This window comes from Actinosynnema sp. (assembly GCF_052038725.1).
In genome coordinates, this window is record NZ_JBQGCX010000277.1 from 1 (window position 1) to 13,225 (window position 13,225).

General features: G+C 72.6%; 14 protein-coding genes. 6 read left to right on the forward strand and 8 right to left on the reverse strand.

The annotated features are described in order from the left end of the window. From cydB to ACTUAL_RS05410, 5 genes are all read right to left on the reverse strand, one after another. A partial coding sequence (gene cydB / locus ACTUAL_RS05390; RefSeq protein WP_440899466.1) for a cytochrome d ubiquinol oxidase subunit II occupies nucleotides 1-990 on the reverse strand: 990 nt, incomplete at its 3' end. 14 nt (nucleotides 991-1,004) lie between these two features. Further along, a complete protein-coding gene (locus ACTUAL_RS05395; RefSeq protein ID WP_096490993.1) occupies nucleotides 1,005-2,516 on the reverse strand; it encodes a cytochrome ubiquinol oxidase subunit I in 1,512 nt (503 codons plus the stop codon). An 81-nt stretch (nucleotides 2,517-2,597) separates the two neighbouring features. Then, on the reverse strand, nucleotides 2,598-3,257 hold the full coding sequence (locus ACTUAL_RS05400; RefSeq protein ID WP_096490992.1) for an IclR family transcriptional regulator: 660 nt from the start codon (nucleotides 3,255-3,257) through the stop codon (nucleotides 2,598-2,600). Nucleotides 3,258-3,259: 2 nt separating this feature from the next. Then, on the reverse strand, nucleotides 3,260-4,444 hold the full coding sequence (locus ACTUAL_RS05405; RefSeq protein ID WP_440899467.1) for a fumarylacetoacetate hydrolase family protein: 1,185 nt from the start codon (nucleotides 4,442-4,444) through the stop codon (nucleotides 3,260-3,262). Beyond that, entirely contained in the window at nucleotides 4,441-5,307 is an 867-nt protein-coding gene (locus ACTUAL_RS05410) for a hypothetical protein (RefSeq protein ID WP_269770681.1), read from the reverse strand. Before ACTUAL_RS05410 ends, ACTUAL_RS05405 begins: the two co-directional genes overlap by 4 nt. 69 nt (nucleotides 5,308-5,376) lie before the next feature. Here ACTUAL_RS05410 and ACTUAL_RS05415 point away from each other — a divergent pair, with 69 nt between their 5' ends. Beyond that, the gene (locus tag ACTUAL_RS05415) at nucleotides 5,377-6,561 is read left to right on the forward strand and encodes a homogentisate 1,2-dioxygenase (RefSeq protein WP_096490990.1); all 1,185 of its coding nucleotides are present in this window, start codon (nucleotides 5,377-5,379) and stop codon (nucleotides 6,559-6,561) included. Nucleotides 6,562-6,709: 148 nt separating this feature from the next. Here ACTUAL_RS05415 and ACTUAL_RS05420 read toward each other — a convergent pair whose 3' ends face one another. Then, the gene (locus tag ACTUAL_RS05420; RefSeq protein WP_440899473.1) at nucleotides 6,710-7,327 is read right to left on the reverse strand and encodes a hypothetical protein; all 618 of its coding nucleotides are present in this window, start codon (nucleotides 7,325-7,327) and stop codon (nucleotides 6,710-6,712) included. Nucleotides 7,328-7,419: 92 nt separating this feature from the next. On the opposite strand from ACTUAL_RS05420, the gene ACTUAL_RS05425 reads away from it, so the two are divergent. The 5 genes from ACTUAL_RS05425 to ACTUAL_RS05445 all read left to right on the forward strand — a co-directional run bounded on the left by ACTUAL_RS05425 (nucleotide 7,420) and on the right by ACTUAL_RS05445 (nucleotide 11,809). Continuing rightward, nucleotides 7,420-8,178, forward strand: a complete 759-nt coding sequence (locus ACTUAL_RS05425; protein ID WP_440899468.1) for a DUF2470 domain-containing protein — start codon at nucleotides 7,420-7,422, stop codon at nucleotides 8,176-8,178. 9 nt (nucleotides 8,179-8,187) lie between these two features. Next, nucleotides 8,188-8,982 (forward strand): CPBP family intramembrane glutamic endopeptidase, encoded by a 795-nt coding sequence (locus ACTUAL_RS05430; RefSeq protein ID WP_440899469.1) that lies wholly within the window; start codon nucleotides 8,188-8,190, stop codon nucleotides 8,980-8,982. Nucleotides 8,983-9,055: 73 nt separating this feature from the next. Beyond that, nucleotides 9,056-9,709 (forward strand): GOLPH3/VPS74 family protein, encoded by a 654-nt coding sequence (locus ACTUAL_RS05435; protein WP_096490988.1) that lies wholly within the window; start codon nucleotides 9,056-9,058, stop codon nucleotides 9,707-9,709. Between the two features lie 139 nt (nucleotides 9,710-9,848). Continuing rightward, entirely contained in the window at nucleotides 9,849-11,096 is a 1,248-nt protein-coding gene (locus ACTUAL_RS05440; RefSeq protein WP_440899470.1) for an arginine deiminase, read from the forward strand. A 149-nt stretch (nucleotides 11,097-11,245) separates the two neighbouring features. Continuing rightward, nucleotides 11,246-11,809 (forward strand): ferritin, encoded by a 564-nt coding sequence (locus tag ACTUAL_RS05445; RefSeq protein WP_096490987.1) that lies wholly within the window; start codon nucleotides 11,246-11,248, stop codon nucleotides 11,807-11,809. Between the two features lie 79 nt (nucleotides 11,810-11,888). On the opposite strand, the gene ACTUAL_RS05450 is transcribed toward ACTUAL_RS05445, so the two are convergent. Both ACTUAL_RS05450 and ACTUAL_RS05455 read right to left on the reverse strand, forming a co-directional pair. Beyond that, complete coding sequence (locus tag ACTUAL_RS05450; RefSeq protein WP_440899471.1) at nucleotides 11,889-12,920, reverse strand: phenylacetaldoxime dehydratase family protein; 1,032 nt, start codon at nucleotides 12,918-12,920, stop codon at nucleotides 11,889-11,891. A gap of 120 nt (nucleotides 12,921-13,040) precedes the next feature. Beyond that, the coding region (locus ACTUAL_RS05455) for a DUF952 domain-containing protein (protein ID WP_440899472.1) at nucleotides 13,041-13,225 on the reverse strand (185 nt) is incomplete at its 5' end.

Consider the following 13,225-nt stretch of genomic DNA (forward strand, 5'->3'; position numbering starts at 1 on the left):
CACCGGGGGGATGCTCTTGACGCCGATGCGCTTGCGGAACACCCAGTAGGTCCAGCCCTGGTAGACCAGCACGGCGGGCGCGCCGAACGCGGAGACCCAGGTCATGACGGTCAGGGTGTACGAGCTGGAGGACGCGTTCTCGATCGTCAGCGAGAACGCCGGGTCGACCGTGGACGGCAGCACGTTCGGGTACATGGCCCCGAACAGCGCGATCACCGTCGCCACGACCGCGACGCCCATCAGCGCGAACGCCTGCCCCTCGCGCCCCGCCCACAGCCGGGCCAGCGAGCCGACCGCCGCGAGCAGCACCACGACGGTGGCGCCCCAGGTGGCGGCGCCGCCGAACTCGAACTGCACCACCAGCAGGGTCACCACCAGCGGCAGCAGCGCGACCGGGGCCATCTTGAGCACCAGCGCGCGGGCCCGCTCCCGGATCTCGCCCTCGGTCTTGAGCGCGGTGAACAGCGCGCCGTGGACCAGCGAGAACCCGGAGACGGCCAGGCCGCCGACGATCCCCTGCCAGGTGAGGTAGCTGAACGGGCCGCCGACCCGGTCGCCGATCTCGTCGATCGGGAGGCCGTGGACGTTGGTGGTGAGCACGAAGCCGATGCCGAACGAGGCGACCCAGGACGTGGAGATGATCACCCGGTCCCAGTTCCGGCGCCACCGCTCGCTGTCGACCTTGCCCCGGTACTCGAAGGCCACGCCGCGCCCGATGAGCGCCACCAGGAACAGCAGCAGCGCGAGGAACGCGGTGCTGAACAGCGACGCGTACCAGAGCGGGAAGGCGGCGAACGTGGCCGCGCCCGCGACGATCAGCCAGACCTCGTTGCCGTCCCAGACCGGCCCGATCGTGTTGATCATGACCCGGCGCTCGGTGTTGTCCTTGCCCAGAACCGGCAGCAGCATCCCGACGCCGAAGTCGAAACCCTCCAGGAAGAGGAAGCCCAGCCAGAACAGGGCGATCACGCAGAACCAGAACGTCTCCACGTCAGCACCCCCTCTCAGTACGCGAACGCGAGGACGTCGTCATCGTCATCGCTCTTGTCGTCGGAGTCCTTGTCCTTGCCGTCGCCGGTCTTCGGCTTCACCGGCGGCATGACCCCGGCGACACCGCCCGCGACGTACTTCTTGAGGAGGAAGACCTCCACGACCGCGAGCACGCCGTACAGCAGGGTCAGCACGGTGACCGAGGTCAGCACCTCGCCGACCGTGTTGGCCGAGACCGCGCTGGCGGTGAACATCCAGACCCCGTCGACGCCCGTCGGGTTCGGCGCGACCACGAACGGCTGGCGCCCCATCTCGGTGAAGATCCAGCCGAAGCTGTTGCCCAGGAACGGGGTGGCGATGCTCAGCAGCATCAGCCGGGGGAACCACTTGCCGGTCGGCGCCCGCCTGCCGCCCCGGACCAGCCACAGCGCCATCGCGCCGACCAGCGCCGAGACCGCGCCGAAGCCGATCATCAGGCGGAAGCCCCAGTAGGTGACGGGCAGCATCGGCACGTAGTCGATGGGCTGGCCGGACAGCTCGCCGAGCCGCTCGTCGACCGGGTAGTTCTCGCCGTACTTCGCCTGGTACTCGGTCACCAGGTCCTGCACGCCCTTGACCTCGCTGGAGAAGTCGTTGTGCGCCAGGAAGGACAGCAGGGCCGGGACGGTGATGCTCTTGACCGACTCGCAGTCCGCGCGGCTCACGTCGCCGACCGCGAAGATCGAGAAGGCGGCGGGCTCCTCGGTGTGGCACAGCGCCTCGGCGGCGGCCATCTTCATGGGCTGCTGCTGGAACATCAGCTTGCCCTGAAAGTCGCCGGTGATCGCCAGGCCGACGAAGGAGACGATGCCGACCCACGCGCCGAGCTTCACCGAGGCGCGCCACACGGGCTCCTCGTCGCTGCGCTTCCACAGGTGCCAGCAGGCGATGCCGACCAGGAACGCGGCGGCCACGGCGAACGCGCCGAAGATGACGTGCGGGAAGGCCGCGAGGGTGGTGTTGTTGGTCAGCACCTCGCCGATCGAGACCAGCTGCGGGCGGCCCTCGTCGGAGATGATCGTGCCGACCGGGTGCTGCATCCACGAGTTGGCGGCCAGGATGAAGTAGGCCGACAGCATCGTCGCGAGCGAGAACGCCCAGGCGCACGCGAGGTGCGCCTTCTTGGACAGCCGGTCCCAGCCGAAGATCCACAGCCCGAGGAACGTGGACTCGACGAAGAACGCCGCGAGGCCCTCCATCGCCAGCGGCGCGCCGAAGACGTCCCCGACGAAGCGCGAGTAGGCGCTCCAGTTCATGCCGAACTGGAACTCCTGGACGATGCCCGTCACGACGCCCATGGCGAAGTTGATCAGGAGCAGCTTGCCCCAGAACTTCGTCATGGCGAGGTACTTGCGATCGCCCGTGCGCACCCACGCCGTCTGCATCGCCGCGACCAGCAGCGAGAGACCGATCGTCAGCGGCACCATCAGGAAGTGGTAGACGGTGGTGATGCCGAATTGCCACCGCGACAGGTCGAGGACGTTCACACGGCGACCGTAGGTCGGCGTAGGGGTCGGACCTCAGGTGCCGTGGTCCTGCGGTGCCCAGGACCAAGGTCCTGGGATCGCTCAGCGCAGCGCGTCCGCGACCTGCTGCGCGGCGGCCACGACCTGCGGGCCGACCCGGTCGCCGACCAGTTCGTCGAGGGACACGACGCCGACGCTGGCCCGCAGCCCGTGCACCCCCCTGACGGGCGCCGCTACGCCGAACGCGCCGTGCTGGAGCTCGCCCGAGGAGACGATCCACTGCAACCCCTCGGTCGAGAGGCCGATCGCCCGCCCCGCCGCGCCGCGGTGGGCCGGGTGCCTGCTGCCCACGCGGTAGGCGACGTGGAACGCCGTCCACGACGGCTCGACCACGGCCACCGCCTGCGCCTCCGCCCCGTCCGCGACCGTCAGGTGCGCGGTGGCGCCCACGGTCTCGGCCAGCTCGCGCAGCGCGGGCTGCGCGGCGATGCGCAGTTGCGGCAGCACGTTGGCGGCCAGCCGCAGCACGCCGAGGCCCAGCCGGACCTTGGAGCCCTCGCGGCGGACCAGGCCGCGCGCCTGGAGCGGCACGAGCAGCCGGTAGACGGCCGCGCGGGACGCGCCGATGGCGGTGGCCAGCTCGCTGATGGTGGGCGCGTCGGACTCGGCGTCGGCGACGGCCTGGAGCAGCGCGAGGCCCCGCTCCAGGGTCAGCGAGCTCTCCTTCTGGTCGGCGCGCCCGGCCTCCGGTGACCGGCTCACGACTACCGCTCCGGGACCGGCGCGGCGGCCAGCACGGTGCCCACGACCTCGGCGAGGCCGACGACGGACCCGTCAGGACCGGGGGCGGTGGCGGTGATGCGCACGGTGTCCCCGTCCTCCAGGAACGACCGCTCGGCGCCCGCGACCACCACCGGGTCGCGCCCGTTCCAGGTCAGCTCCAGGAACGAGCCGCGCTCGTCGACCTCGGGCCCGGAGACGGTGCCGGAGGCGATCAGGTCGCCGGGGCGCACCGGGGCGCCGTTGGACGACAGGTGCGCGAGCTGCTGGGCGAACGTCCAGGACATCTCGCGGAACGGCGGCCGGGAGACCACCTCGCCGTTCCACTCGACCTCCAGGGTCAGGTCCAGCCCCCACGGCCGCTCCTCCACCAGGTGCGGCAGCACCGGGTTGGGCAGCGCGGGCGGGGCGACCCTGGCGACGGCGAACGCCTCCAGCGGGGTGATCCAGGCCGACGCGCTGGTGGCGAACGACTTGGCCAGGAACGGGCCGAGCGGCTGGTACTCCCAGGCCTGCACGTCGCGCGCGGACCAGTCGTTGACCAGGACGACGCCGAGCACGTGGTCGGCGGCGCGGTCGGGGGTGAGCCGGGAGGCGGGCGGGCCGCCGCACACGAAGCCCACCTCGGCCTCGACGTCCAGCCGGGCGCTGGGCTCGAAGACCGGGCCGCCCTCGGCGCGGCGCTGGCCGCGCGGGCGGACCACGGGCGTGCCGGACACGACGACCGTGCCCGCTCTGCCGTGGTAGCCGACCGGCAGGTGGGTCCAGTTGGGCAGCAGCGGGTCCCCGTCCGGCCGGAAGATCCGGCCGACGTTCTCCGCGTGGTGCCGGGACGAGTAGAAGTCGACGTAGTCGGCGACGGTGAACGGCAGGACCTCGCCGCCCAGGTCGGTGAGCGCCGCGCCGCGCGGGGCGGTGGGCGCGGTGACCAGCTCGACCAGCCTGGCCCGCAGCTCGCTCCACGTGGCGCGGTCCGCGCGCAGCAGGGGGTCCAGGTCGGGCGCCGACACCAGGTCGGCCAGCCGCCCGAAGGACCCGGCGAGCGGGCGCAGCGGGAGCGCGCGGTCGCCCACCCGGACGGCCACGCCGTCCGGGGTGACGCCGTAGGGCAGCGTTTGCGGCCCGAACGGGTGGTCCGGCCCGAATGCCGGGTCCTCGATCCAGCTCACAGCAGGCCCAGCTCCTCCAGGTCGCGGATCGGGTCGGCCAGCGAGCACGAGCCGTAGGAGGCGAACACGCCGCGCACCGCGTGGGCGGCCTGGTCGGACAGCGCCTTGGCCTCGGCGGTGAGCGCCTCGGCGTCGGTGCTGGACAGCGCGGCGCGCACGTCCCCGCCGGACAGCGAGCGGGCGGTGGCGACCAGCAGGTTGAGGAACCCGTGGTGGGTGAACCCGGTCTCCGGGTCCTCGTGCCGCACCGCGTGGTGCAGGCCCGCGGTCGCCTTGAAGGCCACCCCGCCGCCGCTGACGACGGCCAGGAAGTCGGCGACCTCGTCGACGCTCGGGAAGTTCTCCTTGCGCATCCCGCCGCAGCGCAGCTTGGGCCAGCTCCCGTGCTCGATGACCCGGCGCACCCCATCGAGCCACTCGGCGCCGCCCCTGCGCGGCTCGACCACGCGGATGACGTCCTCGGGCACGAACTCCGAGACGCGCTCCAGCCACACCTCGTCCACGTCGGAGGGGGCGGGCATCTCGACCATGCGCAGCGCCAGCAGCTCGCTGCGCGACTCGACGATCGACACCGCCTTCGGGACCCCGCCGAGACCGGTGTCGATCACGAGCGACAGGGCGACCGGTTTGACCGGCTTCACCTTGATCAGCTCGGTGATCAGCTCGGCCAGCCGGGAGGCCGGGCACAGGAAGAGGTTCAGCGGTCCGGCCCAGTCGCCGGAGCGCGAGTCCAGGTAACCGCGCACGGCGTCGGCCATGGTCGCGTCGCCGGGAGGGAACAGCGCGGCGTCGTCCACCAGCCGCGCGAGCAGTGGTGGTGTGCCGCGAGGACCGGGCGCACGGAGTTCGAAGGCGCTTGACACGGCTGACACGCTAGTGGCGTACCGGTCAATGAACAAAGATGTCCGATTATCGAACGTCCGGGGTGACCGATGCCGCACTACCGCCAGGTCGGGGAGATCCCCCGAAAGCGCCACACCCAGTTCCGCTCTCCGGACGGCTCCCTGTACGCGGAGGAGCTGATGGGGGTGGAGGGCTTCTCGGCCGATTCGGCCCTGCTCTACCACCGCCACCTGCCGACCGCGATCGTCGACGCGGTGACCGTCCCGGACGCCCGAGGACCCCTCGTCCCGAACCTGCCGCTCAAGCCCCGGCACTTCAAGACCGATCCCCTGGTCGGGTCGGGCGCGGGCGGCGCGGCCGACGCGGTGACCGGCCGCAGGGTGCTGTTCGGCAACGCCGACGTGGTGATCTGCTTCGCCGCCGCCACCGAGCCCAGCCCGCTCTACCGCAACGCCTTCGGCGACGAGCTGCTGTACGTGCAGTCCGGCGAGGGCGTGGTCGAGACGGTCTACGGCGCGCTGGCGGTCGAGTCCGGGGACTACGTGGTGCTCCCGACCTCCTGCACCCACCGGGTGGTGCCGCGGACGCCCATGCGCCTGCTCGTGCTGGAGGCCACCGGGCACATCGGGCCCCCGAAGCGGTACCTGTCGGCGCGCGGGCAGTTCCTGGAGCACTCGCCGTACTGCGAGCGGGACCTGCGCGGGCCCGCCGAGCCGCTGCTGGTGGACGGCGAGGACGTGGACGTGCTGGTGCGGCACCGGGCCGGGCTGACCAGGATGACCTACGCGGCGCACCCGTTCGACGTGGTGGGCTGGGACGGCTGCCTGTACCCGTGGGTGTTCAACATCGGGGACTTCGAGCCGATCACCGGGCGGGTGCACCAGCCGCCGCCGGTGCACCAGACGTTCGAGGGGCCCAACTTCGTGGTGTGCTCGTTCGTGCCGCGCAAGGTCGACTACCACCCGCTGGCCGTGCCGGTGCCCTACAACCACGCGAACGTCGACTCGGACGAGCTGATGTTCTACGTGGGCGGGGACTACGAGGCGCGCAAGGGCTCCGGCATCGGGCTCGGGTCGCTGTCGCTGCACCCGGCGGGCTGCGCGCACGGACCGCAGCCGGGGGCGGTGGAGGCCTCGCTGGGCGTGGAGGCCTTCGACGAGACCGCCGTCATGGTGGACACGTTCCGGCCGCTGGAGCTGGGCGAGGCCGCGCTGGCGGGCGAGGACCCGAGGTACGCGTGGTCGTGGTCGCGCCGGGGACCGGACCTGGACTAGGGCGGGCCTGCCGATCCCGGTCGGGAGCGGGGCAGGCCGAGGTCGGGACAGGCGGCCGGGACCGGGCCCGACCAAGATCGGGGCGGGCCGGGCGGCGAGCACCGGACGTCACCGGGCTCCCCCGGTTCCAGCGACACTCGAACGGGCGTCAGCCCTGCGAGCGGTCACGTCCCGTGCTGCGCTTCCGAGTCCCCGCGGACCCACGCCGGGTGCGCCCGGCCTTCACGCCCCTCGCCGCGCCCGCAGACGACCCGGCCGCCTTGCCGGTCCCGCGCCGCACGGGCGCGCGCAGCACCCGCGCCGGGAACAGCTTCGGCACGCCCCGGAACGTCACCACGGTGTTGCCCTGCCGGTCCGGGAGCACGAGCCAGGCCCTGCGGTGCTTGCCGATCCGGCCGCGCACCAGGGGGCCCGCGCCGCGCACCTCCAGCACCGAGGACCTCTCCTCGCCGTGCACGACGAGCCTGCCGTTGCTCCAATGGACCCGCGCGAACCGCCACGGCTCCTCGCGCATCGCCCCGGCGGGCGACGGCCTGCGCACCAGGCCCCAGGCTATGGAGCCGAGCGAGAACGCGAGCAGCGCGAACGGGACGTGCGAGGGCACGTCGGACCAGAGGACCAGCACCAGTTGAGCGGTGAACGCCAGCGCCCCGAGCACGACCCAGCCGAACACCCGCCGGCTGGCCGTCTCGAGGCAGTGGTGGGTCCAGCGGTCATCGATAGCCGCCCCTTCGGTGGACGGCTGGTTGGGCACGACCACGAGCACCTCCGCCAAGCACGATCAGGGTACGTCCACCGGGGGACTTCCTTTTCCACCGCACGGCAAGTTAGGCTGCCCTAAGTTGGGGAGGTGACGCGGTGACCGAGATCCGCAGACCACCCGCGCCGCACCCTGCCGAGCGCGCGCGGACCATCGCCACCAGGGGTGGGCGCGCCGCGCTGCTGCCGCCGGACGGCGCCGAGGACCGGGTGGTGCCGGAGCTGCACCACGTGCACCCCTGCGGCGAGGCGACCCTGCTGCTGCCCGACGAGCACCCGCTGGTGGCGCGCGCCGCGCTCGGCGAGGTGACCTCGATGCTGGAGATCGCCGACCACGCCGCCGTGCCGCTGCGCGAGCCGGTGCGCGGCCTGCTGTGGATCACCGGCTGGCTGCGCGCGCTCGACGGGCCTGCCGCCCGCGAGGCCTGCGTGGAGGTCGCCGAGGAGCGCCCCGACCCGCGCCTGCTCGACGTCGGCCACGGGCTGACCGCGCTGCGCCTGGTCCCGGCCTCCCTGGTGGTCGCCGACGCGGAGACCACGACCTCGCTGCGCCCCGAGGTGTTCGCCCAGGCCGAGCCCGACCCGTTCTGCGCGCACGAGGACCACTGGCTGCGCCACCTGGAGCTCTCGCACCGGGACGTGGTGGGCCTGCTGGTGCAGCACCTGCCCGAGGGGCTGCGCGGCGGGCACGTCCGGCCGCTGGGCCTTGACCGGTTCGGCCTGCGGCTGCGGGTGGAGCTGGAGGACGCCGACCACGACGTGCGGATCGCGTTCTCCCGCCCGGTGGCGACCCCGTCCGAGTTGTCCTCGGAGCTGCGCAGGCTGATGGGCTGCCCGTTCCTGGCGCAGCGCCGCTAACGTGAGCTGGTGATCGACCAGACGAGGGGGCCGGGCGAGCTCGGGCCCGAGCGGTTCACGCCCGACCAGCGCAGGGGTTACCAGGTCGAGCTGCTGCTCGTCTTCAGCGTGACCCTCGGCCTGTCCGGGCTGCGCAGCCTGGTGCGGCTGGTGGACAGCCTGCTGCGACCGGTCCCGCTCAACCAGCAGACGGTGGCGATCAACGTCCCGCAGGCGCGGTTCGACCTGCTCGACCTGATCGCCCAGCTGCTGAGCGTGCTCCAGCTGTCCGCGTGGGGCGGGCTCGGCCTGTACCTGCTGTGGCGCAGCGGGGTGACGGTCAAGGCCGTCGGCCTTGACCGGGCCAGGCCGGCGTTCGACGCGTGGGGCAGCCTGGGGCTGGCCGCGCTGATCGGCGTCCCTGGACTGGCGTTCTACCTCGTCGCCTGGAACCTGGGGCTGAACCTGGCCGTGCAGCCGTCCACGCTGGACTCCTGGTGGAGCGCGATCACGCTGACCCTGGCGGCGGCGGGCAACGCGTGGGCCGAGGAGGTCCTGGTCGTCGGGTTCATCCTGACCAGGCTCCGGCAGCTGGGCTGGAAGGACAACACCTCGCTGGTGGTCGCGGCCGTGCTGCGCGGCTCGTACCACCTGTACCAGGGGTTCGGCGGGTTCATCGGCAACGTGGTGATGGGCCTGGTCTACGGGAAGTTCTGGCAGCGGACCGGGCGGCTGTGGCCGCTGGTCGGCGCGCACACCCTGCTCGACGTGGTCGCCTTCGTCGGCTACTCGCTGCTGCGCGACCACCTGTCCTGGCTGCCCTGACGGCGCCGCCGGAAGATCGGGCGCGTTCGGCCGAACGGCCCCGCCGGGGACGGGCGAGGAGGACAATCGGGGCATGACGACGCTCGCCGACGAACTGGTCCTCCTCTGCTACTCGGACGAGGGCAGGCCCTCGGTCACCCACCCGGTCCTCGGCTACGGGGTGACCGGGGCGCTGCTCACCGAGCTGGTGCTGGCGGGCCGGGTCGACCTGGTGGACAAGAAGGTCGTGGTCACCGATCCGACGCCCACCGGCGAACCGGCCGTGGACGCCCTGCTGGCCCGGCTCGCCGAGGCGGACAAGCCGCGCAAGCCGCAGCAGTGGATGCACAAGCTCTACAAGGAGAGCACGACGCGGGTGCTCGACGGCCTCGTGGAGCGCGGCGTGGTCCGCCGCGAGGAGGCCAAGGTGCTGCTGGTCTTCCCGACCACCCGGTACCCGACGCCGGACGGCAGGCAGCCCGCGCTGGAGGCGGACGCGCGCGCCCGGCTGCGCGCGGCGCTGGAGGGCGACGGCCCGGTGGACGAGCGCACGGCCGCGCTGTGCGCGCTGGTTGGGGCGGCCCGGCAGGAGCGGAAGGTGCTCCCCGACGTGCCGAAGGACCGGCTCAAGGCCAGGCTGAAGGAGATCAGCCAGGGCGCCTGGGCCCCGGAGGCGGTGCGCAAGGCCGTCGACGAGATCCAGGTGGCGCTGACGGCGGGCGCGGCCGTGGCCGCCGCCGGGGCCTGATTCGCTGCGCAACGTTTCGGGGGTCGTTCGCCGGTAGTTCTTCACGATTCACTGCTCTGAGCGTCGAACGCGATCGAATTATTCGGAAAGACTCCCGCTGAGCTGCTGTTTCCGCCGGTCCGGGACTACCCTCTGCAGGGTGACCGCGCACATCGAGCACACCCAGTCCGCCACCCCCGCGCCCGGACCGGCGCCCAGGGTGGACAGCGAGGTCGGCCCGCTGCGCACGGTGCTCCTGCACCGGCCGGGGGCCGAGCTGAAGCGGCTGACCCCGCGCAACAACGACCAGCTCCTGTTCGACGGCGTCCCCTGGGTCGACCGGGCGCAGGAGGAGCACGACGCGTTCGCCGAGGTGCTGCGCTCGCGCGGCGTCGAGGTGCTGCTGCTCGGGGACGAGCTGGTGCGGGCGCTGCACGACGACCGGGCGCGCATCGCGGGCGTGCACAGCGCGGTGGACGAGCGCCGCCTGGGCATCCACCTGGCGGACGCGCTGCGCTCGCACCTGTCCGGCCTGGCCCCCGAGGCGCTGGCGACCATCCTGACCAGCGGCATGACCTTCGAGGAGCTGCCCGCCGCCGAGGGGGCCTCGCTGGTGCGCCGGATGCACCAGCCCGGCGACTTCGCCGTCGACCCGCTGCCGAACCTGCTGTTCACCCGCGACTCGTCGGTGTGGGTGGGCGACCGGGTGTCGATCACCTCGCTGGCGATGCCCGCGCGCGGCCGGGAGACCGCGCTGACCGACCTGATCTACGCCTACCACCCGCGCTTCGCGAAGACCGGCCGCGCCTACGGGGCGCACTCGGCCCCGCTGGAGGGCGGCGACGTGCTGCTGCTCGCGCCGGGCGTGCTGGCCATCGGCGTCGGCGAGCGGACCACGCCCGCGGGCGCCGAGTCGTTCGCCCGCTCGGCGCTGGCCGACGGGCTGGCGCACACCGTGCTCGCCGTGCCGATCGCGCAGCAGCGGGCCACGATGCACCTGGACACGGTGTGCACGATGGTCGACCGGGACGCCGTGGTGATGTACCCGGCGGTGCGGGACAACCTGTTCGCCTACCCGGTGCGCCAGGACGGCTCGGGCGGGGTGCGGGTGTCCGGGCCGAGCCCGTTCCTGGAGGCGGCGGCGGAGGCGATGGGCATCGACCGGCTGCGGGTGATCGACACCGGGCTGGACGCGGTGACCGCCGAGCGCGAGCAGTGGGACGACGGGAACAACACGCTCGCCGTGGGCCCCGGTCTGGTGGTGGCGTACGAGCGGAACGTGGAGACCAACGCGCGCCTGGAGGAGGCGGGGGTCGAGGTGCTGCGGATCAGCGGTTCGGAACTGGGCTCCGGTCGGGGCGGGCCGCGCTGCATGTCGTGCCCGATCGACCGCGCGCCGCTGGTCTAGCTCGCCCCGCACCGCTCCGACCTGCCGGGACAGCGTGGTCCGGGCTCGTCGGGGAAGGTTTGCCTAAACTATTTTAGGGAACCCTTCCCATATTTGGGTTAGCCTTTCCTTGAATGCGCAAGGGTATTTGTTCCTCTATTATCGGTGACATGGCCCTGAACCTGAAGAAGCTGCCCACCGAAACCTCCTCGAAGTTCCGAGCACTGCTCCAGGAGCAGATCGGGAACGAGTTCACCGCCTCGCAGCAGTACACCGCGATCGCGGTCTGGTACGACTCCCGCGACCTCCCCCGGCTCGCCGCGCACTTCTACGCGCAGGCGCTGGAGGAGCGCAACCACGCCATGATGCTGGTCAAGTACCTGCTCGACACGGACGTGCCGGTGACCGTCCCCGGCGTCGGCGAGGTGCGCAACGACTTCGGCTCGGCGCGCGAGCCCGTCGAGCTGGCGCTGGCGCAGGAGAAGACCGTCACCGAGCAGATCGTCGCGCTGGCCAAGGCCGCCCGCGACGAGGGCGACTACCTGGGCGAGCAGTTCCTCCAGTGGTTCCTCAAGGAGCAGGTGGAGGAGGTGTCGTCGATGAGCACGCTGCTGACCGTGGTGGACCGCGCCGACGGCAACCTGTTCCACGTGGAGAACTTCGTCGCCCGCGAGCTGAGCGGCGCCGAGGGCGGCGACCCGACCGCCCCCGCCGCGGCGGGTGGCGCGCTCTAAGCGCGCGGGGCCTGGAAGCGCCCGCCGCACCCCGGTTCACGGGGCGCGGCGGGCGTTCGGCCGTTCAGGGGGCCTCCGGTCAGCCGGGCCAGGTCTGGAGCAGCCCCGTGCCGGGGTGGCAGTTGACGTACTCGGCGGTCAGCGCCCCCTCGGGCAGCACGTGCACCTCGTGCCACAGCCGCACCCTCATGCCGGGGCCGTGCTTCAGCACGATCTCCTCCCAGAACGCCTTCAGGATGTCCTGGTGCGTCCGGTGGTGGTGCGCCCAGCGCAGGAGGTCCCCGATGCCGCGCCACCAGGCGATCGTCTCGGACCCCGCCGCCCGCGCGCCGTTCGCGTCGAGGTTGTTGACCAGCCTGGCGGACAGGCAGCCGCTCTCGTGCGGGTTGTCCTGGAGGTGCGCGACGGCCGTGCGGTACGCGGGCTCGACCCCGTCCCGGTAGGAGGCCAGCTGGTCGTCGGGCGCGGCCGACCACTCCTGGGCGGTGCGGATCCAGCACAGGCCGGAGGGCGACGGCTCGGCCAGCCTCACCCGCCGACCGCGCGGCGACTCGCCGGGCGGCAGGTCGGTGACGGGCTCCTCGGCGCGCTCCCGCCCGAGGTCGCGGTGCGCCGTGGCGGGCATCCGGTCCAGGGCCGAGTTGTCGTAGTCGTGCAGGTTCGTGGGGCCGGTCGGGGCCAGACGCGCGGGGCCACCGGAGAACTCGGCCGAGTAGATCGTCTCGAACTGGTCGAGCGGGGTCACCGAGGTCTCGTGCCAGTGCCCGAGCGGCCCGTCGACGGGCAGGGAGTCCCACCAGGCGCGCACCGGCTCGCTCCCCCACCAGGCGCGGTGCGCCTCGGGGTCCGACCAGTAGCAGACGGCCATCTCGCTGTCGTCGTCGCTGACCCGCTCGACCAGGGCGGGGCCGCTCTCCCCCGCCGCCAGCTCCAGCACGCGGGCGATGGCCTTCACGCCGGCCGCCGAGTCGTCGGTCTGGACGCCGACGCGGGCCACGACGAGGTGCGTGGCGCCGTCGGGCCAGCGCACCTCCTGGGCGGGGCCACCGCGCGGGGGGACCCTCTCCGGCCGGTAGCCGGTGACCCGGTCGTCCAGTGGCAGGGAAGACAACGGATACCTCCTGTGTCCAGAGGTCTACAGCGAGTAGACCTGAAGATCAGGATGAGCCGTTCGGGCTAAAGACGTAAGCCCCATTTCCGTAACCGGCGATCACACTGCGCGCACGATCCACTACAGAACGGGTGGAGGGCGGAAGACGCCGTCCGGATCCGGTTCGAAGTCCAGCACCGCGACCACCGAGTCGGCCGGGATCGGGCCGTACACGTGCGGGAACCAGGGGCCGGACTCGTCGCCGTCCCCCGGCTCGTACAGCACGGGCAGGCCCTCCGGGTCGACGACCAGGAGGACCAGCCCGG

Bases quoted from the DNA above. Each gene is read 5' to 3' on its own strand.
- ACTUAL_RS05415 (WP_096490990.1), top strand. From the start codon at position 5,377: ATGCCGCACTACCGCCAGGTCGGGGAGATCCCCCGAAAGCGCCACACC.
- ACTUAL_RS05435 (WP_096490988.1), top strand. From the start codon at position 9,056: ATGACGACGCTCGCCGACGAACTGGTCCTCCTCTGCTACTCGGACGAG.
- ACTUAL_RS05445 (WP_096490987.1), top strand. From the start codon at position 11,246: ATGGCCCTGAACCTGAAGAAGCTGCCCACCGAAACCTCCTCGAAGTTC.